Annotated in this window: 19 protein-coding genes and 1 tRNA gene; 15 read left to right on the top strand and 5 right to left on the bottom strand. The window is 64.0% G+C overall.

Annotated features, from left to right (window positions below; translation table 11 throughout):
• The first annotated feature begins 126 nt into the window (after window positions 1–126).
• Window positions 127–202: transfer RNA gene (locus FHW69_RS16620), tRNA-Glu, on the top strand.
• Window positions 203–231: 29 nt separating this feature from the next.
• A complete protein-coding gene (gene fdxA, locus FHW69_RS16615) occupies window positions 232–555 on the top strand; it encodes a ferredoxin FdxA (RefSeq protein WP_183424222.1) in 324 nt (107 codons plus the stop codon).
• 113 nt (window positions 556–668) lie between these two features.
• On the opposite strand, the gene FHW69_RS16610 is transcribed toward fdxA, so the two are convergent.
• Window positions 669–1,241: a hypothetical protein gene (locus tag FHW69_RS16610; protein WP_183424221.1), complete on the bottom strand. Its 573-nt coding sequence runs from the start codon at window positions 1,239–1,241 to the stop codon at window positions 669–671.
• A 29-nt stretch (window positions 1,242–1,270) separates the two neighbouring features.
• Window positions 1,271–2,164 (bottom strand): 4-hydroxy-tetrahydrodipicolinate synthase, encoded by an 894-nt coding sequence (dapA, locus tag FHW69_RS16605; protein WP_183424263.1) that lies wholly within the window; start codon window positions 2,162–2,164, stop codon window positions 1,271–1,273.
• A 127-nt stretch (window positions 2,165–2,291) separates the two neighbouring features.
• Here dapA and FHW69_RS16600 point away from each other — a divergent pair, with 127 nt between their 5' ends.
• The 5 genes from FHW69_RS16600 to FHW69_RS16580 all read left to right on the top strand — a co-directional run bounded on the left by FHW69_RS16600 (window position 2,292) and on the right by FHW69_RS16580 (window position 6,799).
• A complete protein-coding gene (locus FHW69_RS16600) occupies window positions 2,292–2,852 on the top strand; it encodes an ACT domain-containing protein (protein ID WP_255494866.1) in 561 nt (186 codons plus the stop codon).
• Window positions 2,853–3,314: a peroxiredoxin gene (locus FHW69_RS16595; RefSeq protein WP_183424220.1), complete on the top strand. Its 462-nt coding sequence runs from the start codon at window positions 2,853–2,855 to the stop codon at window positions 3,312–3,314.
• 193 nt (window positions 3,315–3,507) lie between these two features.
• Entirely contained in the window at window positions 3,508–4,896 is a 1,389-nt protein-coding gene (locus tag FHW69_RS16590; RefSeq protein WP_183424219.1) for a PhoH family protein, read from the top strand.
• 119 nt (window positions 4,897–5,015) lie between these two features.
• Entirely contained in the window at window positions 5,016–5,792 is a 777-nt protein-coding gene (gene thiD, locus FHW69_RS16585; protein WP_183424218.1) for a bifunctional hydroxymethylpyrimidine kinase/phosphomethylpyrimidine kinase, read from the top strand.
• 53 nt (window positions 5,793–5,845) lie between these two features.
• Window positions 5,846–6,799 (top strand): aspartyl/asparaginyl beta-hydroxylase domain-containing protein, encoded by a 954-nt coding sequence (locus FHW69_RS16580; protein ID WP_183424217.1) that lies wholly within the window; start codon window positions 5,846–5,848, stop codon window positions 6,797–6,799.
• 79 nt (window positions 6,800–6,878) lie between these two features.
• Here the strand turns inward: FHW69_RS16580 and FHW69_RS16575 are convergent, their stop codons facing one another.
• The 3 genes from FHW69_RS16575 to grxC all read right to left on the bottom strand — a co-directional run bounded on the left by FHW69_RS16575 (window position 6,879) and on the right by grxC (window position 8,716).
• Window positions 6,879–7,898: an isocitrate dehydrogenase gene (locus FHW69_RS16575; protein WP_183424216.1), complete on the bottom strand. Its 1,020-nt coding sequence runs from the start codon at window positions 7,896–7,898 to the stop codon at window positions 6,879–6,881.
• Window positions 7,899–8,066: 168 nt separating this feature from the next.
• Window positions 8,067–8,447, bottom strand: coding sequence for a carboxymuconolactone decarboxylase family protein (locus FHW69_RS16570; RefSeq protein WP_183424215.1), 381 nt, complete (start codon window positions 8,445–8,447; stop codon window positions 8,067–8,069).
• Window positions 8,447–8,716: a glutaredoxin 3 gene (grxC, locus tag FHW69_RS16565; protein ID WP_183424214.1), complete on the bottom strand. Its 270-nt coding sequence runs from the start codon at window positions 8,714–8,716 to the stop codon at window positions 8,447–8,449. The genes FHW69_RS16570 and grxC overlap by 1 nt, the downstream gene beginning before the upstream one ends.
• 140 nt (window positions 8,717–8,856) lie before the next feature.
• Between grxC and FHW69_RS16560 the strand changes: the two genes are divergently transcribed.
• The 8 genes from FHW69_RS16560 to FHW69_RS16525 all read left to right on the top strand — a co-directional run bounded on the left by FHW69_RS16560 (window position 8,857) and on the right by FHW69_RS16525 (window position 18,739).
• Window positions 8,857–10,482 carry a M48 family metalloprotease gene (locus tag FHW69_RS16560; protein ID WP_183424213.1) on the top strand — a complete coding sequence of 542 codons (1,626 nt, stop codon included), beginning with the start codon at window positions 8,857–8,859 and terminating at the stop codon, window positions 10,480–10,482.
• Window positions 10,483–10,548: 66 nt separating this feature from the next.
• A complete protein-coding gene (phoB, locus tag FHW69_RS16555; RefSeq protein WP_183424212.1) occupies window positions 10,549–11,238 on the top strand; it encodes a phosphate regulon transcriptional regulator PhoB in 690 nt (229 codons plus the stop codon).
• A 243-nt stretch (window positions 11,239–11,481) separates the two neighbouring features.
• Window positions 11,482–12,585, top strand: coding sequence for a phosphate regulon sensor histidine kinase PhoR (phoR, locus tag FHW69_RS16550; RefSeq protein WP_255494870.1), 1,104 nt, complete (start codon window positions 11,482–11,484; stop codon window positions 12,583–12,585).
• A 78-nt stretch (window positions 12,586–12,663) separates the two neighbouring features.
• Window positions 12,664–14,739 carry a polyphosphate kinase 1 gene (gene ppk1, locus FHW69_RS16545; protein WP_183424211.1) on the top strand — a complete coding sequence of 692 codons (2,076 nt, stop codon included), beginning with the start codon at window positions 12,664–12,666 and terminating at the stop codon, window positions 14,737–14,739.
• Between the two features lie 8 nt (window positions 14,740–14,747).
• Window positions 14,748–15,893 carry a glycosyltransferase gene (locus FHW69_RS16540; RefSeq protein WP_183424210.1) on the top strand — a complete coding sequence of 382 codons (1,146 nt, stop codon included), beginning with the start codon at window positions 14,748–14,750 and terminating at the stop codon, window positions 15,891–15,893.
• Complete coding sequence (locus FHW69_RS16535) at window positions 15,890–16,387, top strand: hypothetical protein (protein ID WP_183424209.1); 498 nt, start codon at window positions 15,890–15,892, stop codon at window positions 16,385–16,387. Before FHW69_RS16540 ends, FHW69_RS16535 begins: the two co-directional genes overlap by 4 nt.
• Before the next feature lie 73 nt (window positions 16,388–16,460).
• Window positions 16,461–17,978 carry a Ppx/GppA phosphatase family protein gene (locus FHW69_RS16530; RefSeq protein ID WP_183424208.1) on the top strand — a complete coding sequence of 506 codons (1,518 nt, stop codon included), beginning with the start codon at window positions 16,461–16,463 and terminating at the stop codon, window positions 17,976–17,978.
• 59 nt (window positions 17,979–18,037) lie between these two features.
• Window positions 18,038–18,739 carry a peptidylprolyl isomerase gene (locus FHW69_RS16525; RefSeq protein ID WP_183424207.1) on the top strand — a complete coding sequence of 234 codons (702 nt, stop codon included), beginning with the start codon at window positions 18,038–18,040 and terminating at the stop codon, window positions 18,737–18,739.
• Window positions 18,740–18,741: the final 2 nt, after the last annotated feature.

Here is an 18,741-nt window from a genome sequence, read left to right as displayed (position 1 = left end):
AATTCGTCGCCCACTTACGAATTTTGTAAGAATGCACCCGCATGAGCCCCGGAATCCTGTCACAAAAAGATTGCCGGACGCTTCAATTTGGCTATACTAGCGCGCCTCGTACATCACGTACGACATGCTCCCTTCGTCTAGTGGCCTAGGACACTGCCCTCTCAAGGCGGGAACACGAGTTCGAGTCTCGTAGGGAGCACCACTTTTCCTCTTCGCAAGGCTGTCCGCCGCATGACATTTGTCGTTACCGACAACTGCATCAAGTGCAAATTCACAGACTGCGTAGAGGTTTGCCCGGTCGATGCCTTCCATGAAGGTCCGAACTTCCTGGTGATTGATCCGGACGAGTGCATCGACTGCACCCTGTGCGAGCCGGAATGCCCGATCAATGCCATCTACCCCGAGGACGATGTCCCCGCGGGCCAGGAAGCGTTCGTGCAGCTCAATGCCGACCTGGCCAAAGACTGGCCGGTGATCACCGAGCGCAAAGACGCCCTCCCGGATGCGAAAGACTGGGAAAACAAACCCGGCAAGATCGACCTGCTACAGCGCTGACGGCCCCCAGAGGGCCGTTTTGCTGTCTGCCCTCCCCGGCCGGGCATTCAAAACACAGCAGACACAAAAAAGCCGCCAGAAGGCGGCTTTTTCAGTGATCCACGGGGCAGCTGTCAGCTGCCCATGCGCGACTTCAGCGCGTCGATCACGCGACGGACGCCATCGCTGTCGCCCTGGGCGCGCACTTCGCTGCCCGAGCCGCTGGGCGTAACCGTGAGGGTCACCTGGCGGGTATTCGGCGAGGCGGAGCTCGACGGAGCGTCAGCCGGCGCATCCTTCTTGCCGCCACCGAACATGCGGCGGAAGATGCCGGGCTTCGACTCAGCCGGGCCACGTGCCACCGAGAGCTGGTAGGTGTGGGCCGTGTCGTCGTGGCCTTCCACCTTGCCCAGATCGCCTGCGCCGAGGGTTTCACCCACGCGACGGTAGACGGCATCCACATCGCCCGCGACCACGAAGCCATCGGAAACGGCGGAGGCAGACGGCGCCTGAGCACCCGAGCCGACGTCCGGAATGACCAGGGCTGCACTGGTGGACGGCGTATCCAGGCCCGGCGGGATCTCCAACGGGGCTTCCTGCTGTGCCTTGTCCCAGTCCTTGTGCGAGCGGAACATGCCGCAGCCAGAGAGGACCAGGGTGGACATGGCGACTGCCGTGAAGGCCAGCGCGAACGACGATTTCTTCATGAACGGGTTCCGTTGAAAGGGGTGTGGCTTCAGGCTGCGGACGCCAATGGTGCCAGAGCCGCAAGCGTTTCGCGCAATCGGGACAGTGCCGGACCCGCCTCGAGCTCGACCAGCGGCAGCCTGAGCGACGCCAGACCCAGTCCCAGGGCGGCCAGGCCGGCCTTCACGGGAATGGGGTTGGGGGCACAGTTCAGCGCGTCGATCAGTGGCTCCAGGCGGCCCGCGAGACTCTGCGTGCGCACGGCGTCACCCGAACGGGCAGCATCGCACAACTCACGGAATACATCGGGAACAAGGTTGGCCACCACCGAGATGGTACCAGCGGCACCGGCAAGCATGGCCAGATGGGCCGTGCCGTCGTCACCGCTGAGATAGACGAAATCTTCGCGGACAAGTTCCGCAGTGGCCGCAAGACGCTCCGCGTCGCCGCAGGCTTCCTTGATGCCGATGATGTTCGGGTGGTCGCGCAGCAGCGCCGTGGTCGCCGGCAGGATGTCGCAGCCCGTGCGCGGCGGCACGTTATAGAGGATGACCGGCAGGCCACCCTCGTCAGCTACCGCAAGAAAATGCTGGCGAATGCCTTCCTGGGTCGGGCGCACGTAAAACGGCACCACCACCAGGGCCGCATCGGCGCCGATGTCTTTCGCGCGCTGCGTCATGGCGATGGTTTTGGCGGTACCCGCCTCCCCCGTGCCGGCAATGACCGGGACACGGCCCGCCACGCGCTTTACGGCAAATTCGAGCAGCCGGTCAAATTCGTGATGGTCAAGAAAATGGGACTCGCCCGTCGATCCGGCAACAACGACCGCCTGCGTACCGCCAGCCAGCTGCTGGTCGATGAGGCGCCCGAAGGCTTCGAGATCAAGACCGCCGTTCTCGCCGAACGGAGTGGCCAGTGCGCAGATACTTCCAGAGATGTTCAAGGGCTGACCCACGAGTTACAAGCCCTTGCATGTTACTTGCGGCCTCCCGACGCGGGCAAGTAAGCTGAACTCCAGACGTGAAAAAACGTGCTCCGCGCCCCGCAGAGCCGCAGACAGGTAGTCCACTTTGAATCGCTCCGCGCCGCGCAACGCCACCGCCGACAACCAGTTGTTGATCCAGACGCTTTCTCCCGCACACCGCGCCCCGCTGCTGCCCCTGGCAAAACGCATTGCAGATTCGGGATGCAACATGGCGGACGCCCGCGTCTCGACCATCGGCAACGACACCTCGGTGATGCTGCTGGCCACCGGCTCCTGGGATGCCGTGGCCAAGCTGGAAACCGCGCTGGCCAAGCTGGCGCGCGACGAAGAGGTGCAGATCGTCCACTACCGCACCACGCCGCGCGAACCCACCTCGCATCTGCTGCCGTATCTGGTGGAAGTGATTGCGGCGGATCGGGCGGCGATCCTGGTGAAGATCATCGAATTCTTTTCCCGTCGCGACATCAGCGTCGAGCAGCTGTCCTCCATGCGCTACCAGGCCATGCAGACAGGTGCCGAGATGTTCCAGGCGCAGATCACCATCGGCATTCCGTCCGAAACCCACATTGCCGCCCTGCGCGACGATTTCCTCGAACTGTGCGACGGGCTCAACCTCGACGCCATCATGGACCCGGTGAAGTTCTGAATGATTGACGTTGGCAAGAAAGTCCCCGCCCTGAAGGGCGAAACCGGCGACGGCAGCACGCTTGCGCTGTCCTCGCTCAAGGGCCAGTGGGTCGTCGTCTACTTCTATCCGAAAGACAGCACACCCGGCTGCACGACCGAAGCGCAGGACTTCCGCGATCTGTATCCGCAGTTCACCGCGCGCGGCGCCCAGGTCATCGGTGTGTCACGCGATTCAGTGCGCTCTCACGGCAATTTTGCAACGAAGCAATCGCTGCCGTTTCCGCTCATCGCAGACACCGACGAAACCTGGTGCAACGCGTTCGACGTGATCCGCGAAAAAGTTCTTTACGGAAAGCGCCACATGGGCGTCGTACGGAGTACATTCCTCATCGACCCCACCGGCAAACTCGCCATGGAATGGCGTGGCGTCAAAGTGCCGGGCCACGCGCTCAACGTACTAGAAGCCATTCCCGCCGAGTGATTTTCCATACCGCCCATGCCCTGCCCTCCGTCGCGAACGCACATGTCGCGACGGGCGGACGCGGGGCGCGGGCGTGTGTCCGTCTCCTGCCGCCCACCTCCCGCGGCAAAGGAGGGTCGCCTGTCGTGCGACCGTCAGAGCGGCCGGCGTATACGCCGGCTATCCGCAACCTCTCAAGTGAGGTCACTTCCGCATGACCGGAAGCAAGCGCATCTACGCCCTCGACACCAACGTGCTTCTGCACGATCCGACCTCGCTGTTCCGTTTTGAGGAACACGATGTCTTCATCCCCATGACGGTGCTGGAGGAACTGGACGAAAAGAAGAAAGGTGCTTCGGAAGTCTCGCGCAATGGTCGCCAGGTCAGTCGCTTCCTCAACGAACTGATCGAACAGGGCAACGGCCACGGCATCAAGGACGGCATCGAACTCAACAACCCCAAAGGCATCAAGCTCACCCGCGGCGCGGTGGGAAGGCTGTATTTCCAGCAGCGCGCCACGCATGGCAATGGCAAGGCCGACAACCAGATTCTCGCCTCGGTCATCGACCTGCGCGACCAGTACCCCGACCGGCCGGTCATCCTCGTTACCAAGGACATCAACCTCCGGATCAAGGCCTCGATCTACGGCATCACTGCCGAAGACTACGAAAACGACCGCGCGCTGGACGATTTCGCCCTGCTCTTCACCGGCTCCGATGCACTGCCGGAAAACTTCTGGAGCCTGCACCCGGAACTTCGCTCGTGGAATGAACGCGGCCGCACCTACTACGAAGTGACGCTGCGCGAAGAGGAAGCCTGGTACGCCAACGAATGCCTGTACATGCCCGGCGAGAACGACGTCGAACTGCGCGTGCTGCAGATCACCGAAACCGAAGAGAAGCGCACGGCAAAACTCGTTCTTCTGGATGATCACAGCCACTCCGCGCACGGCGTATGGGGCATCGCGGCACGCAATCGCGAACAGAATTTCGCACTGAACCTGCTGATGGACCCGGACGTCGATTTCGTCACGCTACTGGGCACGGCCGGCACGGGTAAAACATTGCTCGCCCTGGCGGCAGGTCTCGCCCAGGTCATGGATCAGCAGCGCTACCGCGAGATCATCATGACCCGCGCCACGGTGTCGGTGGGCGAAGACATCGGCTTCCTGCCCGGCACGGAAGAAGAAAAAATGACCCCGTGGATGGGCGCCCTTACCGACAACCTGGAAGTGCTGGCCAACCCCGAAGAAGGCGGCTCGTGGGGGCGGCAGGCCACCAACGACCTGCTGGCATCGCGCGTCAAGATCCGCTCGCTCAACTTCATGCGCGGGCGCACATTCCTCAGCCGTTATCTCATCATTGATGAAGCGCAGAACCTCACGCCCAAGCAGATGAAAACCCTCATCACCCGCGCGGGCCCCGGGACGAAGATCGTGTGCCTGGGCAATGTGGAACAGATCGACACACCCTACCTCACCGAAACCACCTCCGGCCTGACCTATGCGGTCGACCGCTTCAAACTCTGGGCCCACTCCGGCCACATCACGCTGAAACGCGGTGAACGCTCAAGGCTGGCGGACTTCGCCTCCGAGGCGCTGTAACGAAAACGGACGATGGGTGCCTGCCAGCCCGGCACGCACCCATCGCCCTTGCTGTGAGCGAGCCCGCTCGCGAGTCTTAAATCGCCACCCCGCTCAACCGGCCGGCTATCCTTGGCCCCATGACCCGCGCCACAGCACTCACCATCGCAGGCTCTGACTCCGGCGGCGGTGCCGGCATCCAGGCTGACCTGAAGACCATGCACGCCCTTGGTGTGCACGGACTGAGCGTCATCACCGCCATCACCTCGCAGAACACCCGTGGCGTCACCGCCGTGCACGCCGTGCCGCTGACACACATCCGCAGCCAGCTCGCCGCCGTCTTCGACGACTTCTCCATGGGCGCCGTCAAAACCGGCATGCTCGGCAGTGCGGCGGTCACCCGGCTGGTTGCGCGCGAGATGCGCCATCGCCAACCGGCATGGCTTGTCGTGGACCCCGTGATGATCGCGTCCAGCGGTACGCGCCTGCTCGCCGAGGACGCCATCGCCGCCACGGTCAGCGCATTGATCCCGCTGGCCCACATCCTCACACCCAACCTGCCCGAAGCCGAAGTGCTGGTCGGCGCCCCGATCCGCACCGCCGACGATTGCCACGCGGCGGCTGCCGCATTGCGCGCCATGGGCGCCGGGGCCGTGCTGATGAAAGGCGGTCACGCCGAAGGCACCACTGTGGTCGACAGGCTCTACGACGAGCACGGCGTCATGGAAATCAGCCACCCCCGCATCGACCGCGAAGGTCACGGCACCGGCTGCACGCTGGCCTCCGCCGTAGCGGCCGAACTGGCCCGGGGCAATATGCCGCGGGATGCGGTACGTCACGCCATTTCCTATGTTCAGCGCGCTTTTGCGGCCAGCTACCAGCCCGGCGGCGGCGCCGTGTACGTCCTGGGGCATTGAGGCGGAGTATCCTTAAGGCCTTCTGACCCTCGATGCTCAAAGAGTCCTGACCCATGAACTTCCTCGGGCCGCGGTTCATCGCCCTTTACGTTCTGATCCTTTTCGCGCTGTGCGTGCTGGTCGTGCACCTTCGCGGCCGCTCGCGCCTTCGCTTTGATCGCCAGCTGGTGGATCACTCGGCCATCTTTGCGCCGTACAACCTGCTGATGTACGCCTTCTCGGCGGTTCCCGCTCGCCCGATCCTGGACCGCGCCGGCTTCCCGCAACTGGATCTGCTACAGAACAACTGGCAGGTCATCCGCGAAGAAGCCATGCACCTGTTCGACGAGGGCTTCATCCGCGCCGCGGAAAAGCACAACGACGCCAGCTTCAATTCGTTCTTCAAGCAGGGCTGGAAGCGTTTTTACCTCAAGTGGTACGGCGAGCCGCTGTCGTCGGCCGAATCGCTGTGCCCGCGCACGGTAGAGCTTCTGAACTCGATTCCGAGCATCAAGGCCGCCATGTTTGCGCTGCTGCCGCCGGGCAGCAAGCTGAACCCGCATCGCGATCCGTTTGCCGGATCGCTGCGTTACCACCTGGGCCTCATCACGCCCAACTCCGACGATTGCCGCATTTTCGTCGATGGCGAAATGCACGCGTGGCGCGATGGCAAGGACGTGGTGTTTGACGAAACCTACGTGCACTGGGCAGAGAACCGCACCGACCAGACACGCGTGATCCTGTTCGCCGATGTGGAACGCCCGCTGCGCAGTGGCCTCATGCGGGGCATCAACAAGCGCGTGGGCGCCTTCATGGGCTCGATCACCGCCTCGCCCAACAGCGACGACGGCAACGAGCAGGTCGGCTTCGTCAATCGCATGTTTGCGCTGAACAAGCGCGGCCGCGAGCGTACGCGCCGCTTCAAGAAGGCCAACCCGAAGCTCTTCCGCGTACTGAAATACATCGGCATCGTGGTGCTGATCTGGCTGGTATTCCTCGCGCCCTACCCGTTCTTCCGCGGCAGCTGACGGCAGGAACGGGTTCACAAACAGCTTTCAAAAAAAAAGCCCCGGGCGCCAGAAGGCGCCCGGGGCTTTTCTTGATGCATCAGGCCGAAGCCTTGATCCGTTCGATGATCGCGTCACCGAAGGTGTCGGTGTTGCCAGTGCCGCCCACGTCCGGCGTGGTGCGATCCTTGGCGTCGATCGTTTCGCGGATGGCGTTGCGCAGGCGCGTGCCCTTGGCGACCATGCCCATGTGGTCAAGCATGTCGGCCGCAGCCAGCAGCAGTGCGCACGGATTGGCGATCTTCTTGCCCGCGATGTCCGGAGCCGAGCCGTGCACCGCTTCGAAGATGGCGGCGTCTGCACCGATGTTGGCGCCCGGAGCGAGGCCCAGGCCACCGACCAGACCAGCGCACAGGTCCGACAGGATGTCGCCGAACAGGTTCGTGGTCACGATCACGTCGAACTGGTACGGGTTCATCACCAGCTGCATGCAGGTGTTGTCCACGATCATTTCGCCGAACTGGATGTCCGGGTATTCCTTGGCAACTTCACGTGCGATGTCCAGGAACAGGCCCGAACTCGTCTTCATGATGTTGGCCTTGTGCACGGCCATGACCTTCTTGCGACCCTTCGCACGGGCCATCTCGAAGGCGTAACGCACGATGCGCTCGCTGCCCTTGCGGGTGTTGCGGATCATCGACACGGCGGTGTTGCCGTTGTCGAGCATCTCCTGACCTTCGGCCAGGTAAGCACCCTCGGTGTTTTCACGCACCGTGATGATGTCGATGTTTTCGTAGCGTGCCTTGGTGCCCGGGAAGCTGATGGCCGGACGCACATTGGCGTACAGGTCGAACTTGCGGCGCAGCGTCACGTTGATCGAGGTGAAACCACCACCGATCGGAGTGGTCAGCGGGCCCTTCAGCGCCACCTTGTGGCGGGCAATCGCATCGACCGTGGCGGCCGGCAGCAGATCCTTTTCCGGACCTTCCAGGGCGACCACACCCGCCTGCACGTACTCATAATCCAGACCGCAATCGAGCGCGTCCAGACAGCGGATGGTGGCATCCATGATCTCGGGGCCGATGCCGTCGCCGGGGATCACGGCAATGGTCTTGCTCATAGGGGTTACTCCTGGAAGGGAACGCGGGGAAGCGCGCGTGGGTGCGCGCGAATAAAGAAAATCGCCTAATTATCGGCGATCTTGCCCGCAAGCCACAAGGTTTCCATGAGTATTGTCGTAACTTTGCCATTCAGCGCCCGCACCGGAAGCGGCACGGGCGCGATGCGATCAGGCGTGGTCGGCGCAGGCCGCCGCGTCGCCCGGTTCGACTTCCAGCGAGTCGAGGAAATCCACAGCGCGGCGCAGATGCGGGATCACGATGGAACCGCCCACCACCAGGCCCACACTGAAAACCTCAAAGAACTCGTCGCGGTTGACACCCGCTTCCTTGCACTGGGCCACGTGGTAGCTGATGCAATCGTCGCAACGCAGCACCATGGACGCTACCAGACCAAGCATTTCCTTGGTTTTGACGTCCAGCGCACCTTCGCGGTACGTCTGTGTGTCCAGCGCGAAGAAGCGGCGCACGACCTGGTTGTCTTCCGACAGGATGCGCTCGTTCATGCGCTTGCGGAAATCGGTGAATTCGGAAATGCGGTCGTTGCTCATCAGGCACTGGCTCCAAGGATTTCCGCCAGTTTACCGCTGCGATCAGCTGCCACGAGGTCATCGAAGCCACCCACGTGCTGGTTGTTGATGAAAATCTGCGGCACGGTGCGGCGACCGCCGCTGCGCTCAAGCATGAGGTCGCGCTGGGCCGGGTCCAGGTCGATGCGCACCTCGTCCCACTCAAGCCCTTTGGACTTCAGCAGATTTTTGGCGGCGACGCAGTACGGGCAAACCGCAGTCGAATAAATGGTGATCTCGGGGGTGGCCAAGGGGCTTCTCCAGAACGGTAAATGTGGAAAAGATGTGGTTGCAGGCCCATGATTGCAAGCCTGAAGAAGTGAACGGCCGCCACGGGACACGGTCGAAGCTGCGAATCCACCGTCCGCCGCCGCGAAACGTCAAAGGATCTATGCGTAACGCCTCTCAACGCCTTCTCCTCACCCTTCTGGCCGCGGCCGTCACGGTCACGGCCAGCGCCCAGAATGACGTGCGCCTGCCCGATCTTGGCAGCTCGGCCAATGCCCTGCTCACGCCGCGTGAGGCCGACGAGTACGGCGCCAGCATGCTGCGCCAGATGCATGCACTGGACATGGTGCTGGACGATGCGCTGCTGGATCAGTACATCAACGATGTGGGCTACCGGCTGGTGGCCAACAGCGACCGGCCCAAGGACAAGTTCACGTTCTTCATCGTGAAGGACAACCAGATCAACGCCTTTGCCGCTCCCGGTGGCTATATCGGCGTGAACTCCGGCCTGATTGCGATCACCCAGAGCGAAAGCGAGCTGGCGGGCGTGATGGCGCATGAAATCGGCCATATCACCCAGAACCACCTGTACCGCGCCTTCGAGGATTCCAAGAAGAACGGCCCGCTGATGGCGCTGATCCTGCTGGGGGCCATCGCCGCAGGCGCGGGCTCGCACAGCGGCGACGCTGCGCCTGCCGTGCTGATGGGCGGCCAGAGCCTGCTGATGCAGCGCTCGATCAACTTCACCCGGAAAGACGAAACCGAAGCCGACCGCGTCGGCATCCAGACCCTGGCCAATTCCGGCTACGACCCGGAAGCCATGGCAAGCTTCTTCGGCCGCATGCAAGACACCATGCGCACGGGCGCCGGCGAAGAAGCCGTGCCCGAGCTATTGCAGACCCATCCGGTGACCCTCACGCGCATCAGCGATGCCAAGGCCCGCGCCCGCGTGCTGGAAACCCAGATGGCCCAGCGGCCACGCGGCGCCACGCTGGACAAGAACACCTGGGAAAAAAGCACCGCCCCGGTGCTTTACGTGAAAGACCCGACTGCCCTGCTGAGCGGCGCCAGGGCTCCCCAGCCCAACGGCCCCGGTGACACCTACGCGCTCATGCGCGAGCGGGCGCGCGTCCTCTCCGGCGACGCCCTGACCCTGGCCACGTACTACCAGCAGAACCTGGTCCGTAAGGAATTTGACACAGCAGCCAACCGCTACGGCTATGCCCTGTCGCTGATCCGCTCCAATCGCGGCAGCCTGGCTATCGGCCAGTTGCAGCCTCTGCTGGCCGCCGAACCGGACAGCGTGGTGTTGCGCCTGGCCATGGCTGATGCGTATGTGGACGCCGGGCGCCGCGGCGATGCCACCGTGCTGTACAAGCGGCTGTACGCCAACTCCCCGAGCAATGTGGCCGTGACACTGGGCTACGCGCAGTCGCTGGTGGCCAGTGGCGAGAAGGCCGATTCCCGGCAAGCCATGCTGCTGCTCAAGCCGCTGCTGGACAAAAGCGAAGATCCGGAGCTTTACCGCACCTTTGCCCGGGCCAGCGAACGGGCCGGTGAAGACGTGCGCGCAGCGGAAGCGTTTGCCGACAGCGCCTATCTCGCCGGCCGCCCTTTCGACGCGATGGAGCAGCTTCGCCGACTGCTGAAACGGGACGACCTGGACTACTATCAGCGCTCGCGCATCCAGTCGCGCATCGCCGACCTCACCCCCCTGCTGCTGGAATTGCGCAAGCGCCGGGTGCAGACCGATGATAATCCCGATGGCCGCGGTCAACAGGGAATATGAGATCTGTCATTGCCATGTAACACAATACGGCTGCAATAATACCGTCACAGCCAAAGAGCTCCCTCAGTGCACAAGCGCATCCTGATCGTCGAAGACGAGGCATCGATACGCGACATGGTCGCCTTCGCCCTGCGCAAGGCCGGCATGGACGCGGCACACGCCGCCGACGCGCGCGCCGCCCAGCTCGCCATCTCCGAACGTGTTCCCGACCTTATCCTGCTGGACTGGATGCTTCCGGGCACCAGCGGCCTGGAACTGGCCCGTCGCCTCCGCAAGGAGGAACTGAGCCGTGAAATCCCGATCATCATGCTTACCGCCCGCGGCGAAGAAATGGACCGCGTCAACGGTCTTGAAGCCGGCGTGGACGACTACGTCATCAAGCCGTTCTCCACCCGCGAACTCATCGCCCGCATCAAGGCAGTGCTTCGCCGCAGCCAGGGTGACGACGGTTCGGGCATGGTGGAACTGGGTGGTCTGCGCATCGATGGCCCGGCGCACCGCGTGTTTGCGGGCGACGAAGCCATCCCCATCGGCCCCACGGAATATCGCCTGCTGTTCTTCTTCATGACGCATCCGGAACGCGTGTATTCGCGCGCCCAGCTGCTCGATCATGTGTGGGGCGGCAGCGTCTATGTGGAAGAACGTACGGTGGATGTCCACATCCGTCGCCTGCGCAAGACGCTTGAACCCTGGAAGCTGGACGACATGGTGCAGACGGTACGTGGCGCCGGTTACCGGTTTTCCGCCAGCACCTGAAAAAATCCGGGCTGACGGCGCGGCCACGGCACGGTAAGGTGCCGTGGCCTTTTGCATACGGTCTCGCCCATGTCTTACAGATTCGACAGCTCTCTTCGATTGCCCGCCGCACTTATGGCGGGCCTGGTCGTCGGCTGCGTGGCGGGCGCGATCGTCGATGCGCCCTGGACGGGACTGGCCGTTGTCGCGCTGGCGGAAATCGTCGTATTGCTGTCGCTGATCCGTCATCAAACCCGGCCAATGATGGCCGCGGCCCGCTCTGAGGCCGACCCGCAATATGACCGTCTCATGACCCGATCCCGCCGAATCGCCTCCCAGTTGCGTGACCTTCGCAGCGCAGCAGGCACCCTGCCCGACGCGGTGGTCCTTCTGGACCAGACGCGACACGTGCGCTGGTTCAACCATGCGTCCGAAGAACTGCTGGGCCTGCGCCGACCGGCCGACCGTGGCCGCGATCTGCTGGACGTGCTGCGCAATTCGGAACTGGCCGACTGGATCACCGATGGCGCGCGTGAACCGCTGAACGACGTCACGGCACCGGGTCGCCCCAACCGCCATATCTCGGTCACCCTGCTTCCCTTCGGCAGCCGCCAGCGGCTGCTGCTTGCACGTGACACCAGCCACCTCACCCGGCTGGAACAAATCCGTCGTGACTTTGTAGCTAACGTGTCGCACGAATTGCGCACGCCGCTCACCGTCATTCACGGCTACCTCGAATTGCTGGACCCGGAAGACATCCCGGAACTGGCCACCGTCATCGACGAGATGCGCACGCAGTCCAAGCGCATGGGTCAGATCGTCGAAGACCTGCTCACCCTGTCGCGCCTGGAAACCCAGGACCACGTGCCGGACGAACAGGTGCAGATGACGCCGCTGCTGGCCACGCTGCGCAAGGAAGCCGAAGCGCTGAGCCAGGGCCGCCACAAGGTTTCCCTGGACGCCGCCACGCCGGTCGACATCCTGGGCTCCCCGAAAGACCTGCACAGCGCGTTCTCCAATCTGGTGAGCAACGCGGTGCGCTACACGCCCACGGGCGGACGCATCGTCATTCGCTGGGAACGCACGCCACATGGCGCCACGTTCTCGGTCAAAGACAGCGGCTTCGGCATTCCTGCCTCACACATCGCGCGCCTGACCGAACGCTTCTATCGCGTATCGTCCAGCCGCTCGCGTGATTCGGGCGGTACCGGCCTCGGCCTGTCCATCGTCAAGCACGTGCTGAACCTGCATCAGGCGCGCCTGGAAATCGCCAGCGAACCGGGCCAGGGCTCCACCTTCTCGTGCGAATTCGGCAGCGAGCGCCTGCTGGACCCTGAACGGGCTCACGATTTGCACATGCTGGGCTGAGCACATGCTGCGTTGCCCCTTTCCGGCATGACCCAAACGCGCCACCATCGGCGTTTGTCACGCGAAATACGGAACGTAATGAGCCAGCACGTCGACCTCGGAGCACCCGAGCTGTATCTGAACCGGGAACTGGCGGCGCTGGAGTTCAATTTCCGCGTGCTGGCACAGGCCCGCGACACCTCGATTCCGGTACTGGAACGACTGCGCTACCTCACCATCGTCAGCAACAACCTCGACGAATTCTTTGAAGTGCGCGTGGCGGTGCTCAAGCACCACCACGCACTCAGCTCGGCCGCGCCTGGCCCCGACGGCATGCCCTCGGCGGAAATCCTTGCGCGCATCCGCGAGCGCACGCTGGAACTGGTGGCCGACATCTACACCACCTGGCAGGACGAACTCGGCCCCGCTCTCGCTGAGGAAGGCATCCGTTTCCTCACCCACGCGCAGTGGACCGACAAGCAGCGCCGCTGGCTGCTCGGCTATTTCCAGAACGAAATCATGCCGGTGCTTTCGCCACTGGGCCTTGATCCGGCGCATCCGTTCCCGCGCATCCTCAACAAGACACTCAACGTCGCCGTGGTGCTTCAGGGCCGCGACGCGTTTGGCCGCGAAGGACACATGGCGCTGGTTCGTGCGCCGCGCTCGCTGCCGCGCCTGGTCCGTCTTCCGGAAGAAGTGGCTGGCGAAGCGTACGACTTCGTGTTTCTGGCCGAAGTGCTCCAGGCCTTCGCCGCCGAGATGTTCCCCGGTTTCAGCGTCTGCGCGTCGTACCAGTTCCGCGTCACCCGCAACAGCGAGCTGGTGGTTGAAGAGGCCGAGGTCGAAAACCTGGCGCGTGCACTCAGTGAGGAACTGGCCGGTCGCGGTTACGCACGCCCCGTGCGCCTTGAAGTGGGCGCGAACTGTCCGCGCGCCATCACCGACATGCTGATGGCCAACTTCAAGCTCGAAGACCAGGACATCTATCGCTGCGACGGCCCGGTCAACATCATCCGCGCGGGCATCGTGTACGACCAGATCGACCGGCCCGAGCTGAAATTCCCGCGCTTCACCCCGCGCCTGTCGCCGGCGTTCGACAAGGGCGTCAACGAATTCGATGTGCTGAGCACGCGCGACGTGCTGCTGCATCATCCGTACGAATCCTTCTCCGCCGTGGTGGAACTGCTGCGCCGCGCGTCGCAGGACCCCAACGTGCTGGCGATCAAGCAGACGCTTTACCGCGCGGGCAAAGACTCGCCGCTGGTCGACCTGCTGGTGGACGCCGCCCGCAATGGCAAAGACGTCACCGTGGTGGTCGAACTGCGCGCACGCTTCGACGAGGAAGCCAACATCGGGCTGGCCAACCGCCTGCAGGAAGCCGGCGTGCAGGTCGTCTACGGCGTCGTCGGCTACAAGACGCACGCCAAGATGCTGCTCATTGTCCGTCGCGATGGCGATGGCCTGCGCCGCTACGTGCATCTGTCCACAGGCAACTACCATCAGGGCACCAGCCGCGGTTACACCGACATCGGCCTGATGACCTCGCATCCTGACATCGGCGAAGACATCCACAAGGTGTTCCAGCAGCTGTCTGGCCTGGGTCCCATGATCCAGCTCAAGCGCCTGCTGCATTCGCCGTTCACGCTGTACAGCAGCGTCATGGGCAAGATCGAGCGCGAGATCGAACATGCGAAAGCCGGTCGTCCCGCCCGCATCGTGGCCAAGCTCAATGCACTGAACGAAGCCCACGTCATCGAGGCGCTGTATCGCGCGTCGAATGCCGGCGTGGATATCGACCTGATCGTGCGTGGCGCCTGCACCCTGCGGCCCGGCCTACCCGGCATTTCCGAGCGCATCCGCGTGCGCTCGATCATCGGGCGTTTCCTGGAGCACAGCCGCATTTACTGGTTCGGCAACGACGGCGAGCCGGAGATCTACAGCGCCAGTGCAGACTGGATGGAACGCAACCTGATGCGCCGCATCGAGATTGCCACGCCCATCCTCGACCCGGCGCTGGCCGCGCGCGTGTATGCGGAAACGCTGGACAACTACCTGCGCGACAACACCCAGGCCTGGATGCTGGACGCGCACGGGCGTTACACCCGCCGCGAACCCGCCGAAGGCGAAGCTCCTTACAGCGCGCAGCAAAGCCTGCTCGCAACCTATACCGGATAACCAACATCATGACGCGCCGGATTCTGATGCTCAGCGTATCGGCCGGCGCGGGGCACGTGCGCGCCGCCGACGCCCTGCACGCCACCGTGGAAGCCATGGCGGCCCAGGGCCACGACGTGGTGGCCGGCCATCTGGACGTGATGGACTATGTGCCGTCCAGCTTCCGGCGCCTGTATGCCGACTTCTATCTGCGCCTGATCACCAGGCATCCGCAGCTGTGGGGCATGCTTTACCGCATCACTGGCGACGCCCATCCGGACGCCCTGACCCAGCGCATGCGCCGCACGATGGAACGACTGAACACGCGCGCGCTGCGCAAGGCCATCGCGGCGTTCCAGCCAGACGCGATCATCTGCACGCATTTTCTGCCCGCCGAAATGCTGATGCATGACATCCGCCGCGAACGCTTCCACGTACCGGTGTGGGTGCAGGTCACCGATTTCGACCTGCATCGCATGTGGGTAGTGCCGCGCATGCGCGGCTACTTTGCGGCCAACGACGAAATCGCCGCGCGCATGCATGCGGTGGGTATCGACCGCCGCAACGTCTACGCCACCGGTATTCCGATCATGCCCGCGTTTGCCACGGCTCCCGCGCGCGCGCAATGCGCCGGGGAATACGGCATTGATCCGGCACGGCCTGCCTATCTGGTGATGGGCGGCGGCGCCGGGGTCGGCAATCTGGACGAGGTCGCCGCACGATTGCTCGCCGTGGAGGGCGACTTCCAACTGGTGGTGCTGGCAGGCCGCAATGCCGATGCCCTCAGCAAACTGCAAAAACTTGCCGTGGCACATCCCGGCCGGCTCTTCCCGCAGGGCTTCAGCAAGCAGGTGGAGCGCCTGATGGCCTGCTGCGACCTTGCCATCACCAAGCCAGGTGGCCTCACCACTTCCGAGTGCCTGGCCATGGGCCTGCCTATGATCGTCAACGCGCCCATTCCCGGGCAGGAAGAGCGCAACGCCGATTATCTTCTGGAACAGGGCGCCGCACTGAAAGCCATTGATGCGGAGGCCCTGGCCTGGCGCATCGGCCATCTGTCACGCAATCCAGGCCATCTTTCCAGCATGCGCGAGCGCGCACGCGCCATCGGCCGGCCCGATGCCGCCAAGCACGTGCTGGACGTCGTTCTTGCAGACCTGGCAGCTCACGCGTGAGGTTTCACATCGAACGGCCCGTGCGTCTGGCCTGCACCTTCCTGGCCACCGTGCTGCTGGCCTGGATGTTTGCCAACGTCGAAATCCAGATTGAAGGCCCGAACGGCTGGGCTACCGGCTTGCCTACCTGGCGCATCGAGCACCACTGGCTGCTGGATCTGCTATGGGGCGGCCGGCCCATGACCGGCTATCACGCCTGGGTTTTTCCGTTCATCGCGGTGCTCTTCCACTTCCCCATGATCGTCGAGGGTCACTGGCGCTGGCGCGCCCAGATTCGCGCGCTGGCCTGCCTGATGGTGTTCTGGGTCACCGAAGACTTCCTCTGGTTCGTGCTCAATCCGGCCTTCGGCCTTTCTCGCTTTGACCCCTCGCATGTGCCCTGGCACAAGCACTGGTGCGGCGTCGCGCCCACCGACTACTGGGTATACGGCGCGCTGGGGCTCGTCTTGTTTGTTGTATCCGCCCTGCGATCTTCACGATCGGCCAGCGCCTAGCGAACACAAGCGCTTGCCTGCAAGCCCCGCTCACGTGCAAGAATCGCCCAAATCGAAGTCTCGGGACCGCCCATTGAGCAACGCCGGCAAATCACAGATCAGTGAAGGCGAGTTGCTCGCCGCCGTAGATCTGGGCTCCAACAGTTTTCACATGGTCGTGGCGCGCTACGAACATGGCGAACCGCGCGTCATCGACCGCCTTCGCGATTCCGTACGCATGGCCGTGGGCCTGCGCTCCGATGGCACACTGGATGCCGAACACCGCGCTGCCGCGCTCGCCAGTCTGGCGCGCTTCGGCCAGCGCATCGCGGGCATTCCCGCCATGCGCGTGCGCGCCGTGGCCACCAACACCGTTCGCCGGCTGGCTTCACCGCAGGCCTTCCTGTCGGCCGCAGAAGCGGCCCTGGGTCATCCGGTGGAAATCGTTTCTGGCCGTGAAGAAGGCCGCCTGATCTTCCTGGGCGCCGCGCACGACCTCCCCGCCACGCGCGATCACCGCCTGGTCATCGACATCGGCGGCGGCAGTACCGAATTCATCATTGGTCGGGGCACGGCGCCGCTGCACACGGAAAGCGTGCAGGTGGGCTGCATCGCCTCCACCATGCGCTTCTTCCCCGGCGGCAAGATCACCCGCAAGCGCTGGCAGAAAGCCCGTCGCGAAATCGGCGTGCTGCTCCAGCAGTTCGGCGAGGAATACCGGGAAACCGGCTGGTCCGACGCATGGGGTTCCTCGGGCACCGCCAAGTCCATTGGTGCCGTGGTGCGCGCCATGAAGCTGTCTGACCATGGCATCACGCCCATGGCGCTGGCGACGGTGCGCGAGGCCATCATCGAGCAGGGCTCGTCTGCCACGCTGAAACTGCCGGGTCTGGCTGAAGACCGTGCCGAAGTGTTCGCTGGCGGCGTGGCCATCTTCGAGGCCGCCTTTGAATCGCTGGGCATCGAGCGGCTGGGGGTTTCGGAAAGTTCGATGCGTGAAGGCCTGCTGTGGGACCTGATCGGCCGCGCAGCCGGCAGCGATCCGCGCACGGCCAGCATCGACGCCATCGCCAGCCGCTACGGCGTGGACCGCGCCCAGGCCCGCCGCGTGGAAACCACCGCGCTCGCCTTCTTCGATCAGGTGGCCAAGGCGTGGAAGCTGGACGACGATGCCCGTGAGTGGCTGTCCTGGGCCGCGCGCGTGCACGAACTGGGTCTGGCCATCGCGCACAGCCAGCATCAGCGCCACGGCGCTTACATCCTGCGTCACGCTGATCTGGCCGGCTTCTCGCGGCAGGAACAGCAGTTGCTGGCGGCGATTGTCGAATGCCATCGCCGCAAGCCTGAAAAATCCGTGCTGACCAGCCTGCCGGTGCGCTACCGCATGCTGGCCCGCCACATCACCGCACTGCTGCGCCTTGGCGTCCTGTTCCGCCGCGCCCGTCGCGCGGAAGCCCTGCCTCGCATCCGCGTGGCCGCCACGCGCCAGCGCCTGCGTCTGTCCATGCCAGCCGACTGGCTCGACCAGCACCCGCTCACCGAAGCCGACCTCGAACAGGAGCGTGAGCCCCTGGCCGATCTTGGCCTCCAGCTTGAGCTGGCCACCGAATAACCTACCAGGGCCATCCGGCGTATCATCGCCGGACTGTCTTGCCGTACCCGATGACGCCCATGCTCCGATTCGTTCTTGCCAGCCTGCTTCTCGCCCTGCCCCTCGCGCCCGTGGCGCAGACGGCCAAACCCGCTGCGCCTGCTGCCGAGCAGCATCCGCGTGTGATCCTGCATACCAGCCAGGGCGACATCACCATCGAACTGTTTCCCGACAAGGCCCCCAAGAGCGTCGCCAACTACCTGCAATACGTGCGCGACGGCTTCTACGACGGCACGGTCTTTCACCGCGTGGTGGACGGCTATGTGATTCAGGGCGGCCTGTACAACCGCGACCTCACGCCGCGCCGCACGCGTGCCGCTGTACCCAGCGAAGCCGACAACGGCCTGTCGAATGTGCGAGGCACCGTTGCCGTCGCGCGCGGCACCGACCCCAACTCGGGCACCTCGCAATTCTTCATCAACCTGGTGGACAACCGCCGCTTCGACTACGTGAGCTCGCAGGGCAGCTTCGCGTGGAGCTTTGCCGTGTTCGGCAAGGTGGTCAACGGCATGGACGTGGTCGACAAGATCGCCAAGCTGCCCACGCGCCCCCAGGGCCCGTTCGTCAACGACGTACCCAATCCCCTGGTCGTGATTCAGACGGCCGCCGTGGTCGGCGAAGAAAAACCCGTGCCGGCCCCGGCGTCCACTACCGCGCCCACCGCTGCGAAGGACGCTGCGCCCAAGGCCCCACCGGCCAAGCCCAAGCCGGCCAAGCATTGATC

Origin of the sequence: Luteibacter sp. Sphag1AF (assembly GCF_014192715.1) — a bacterium.
GTDB lineage: Bacteria > Pseudomonadota > Gammaproteobacteria > Xanthomonadales > Rhodanobacteraceae > Luteibacter.
Note: the sequence above shows the minus strand (reverse complement) of the source record. Positions and strands in the feature narration are given on the sequence as shown.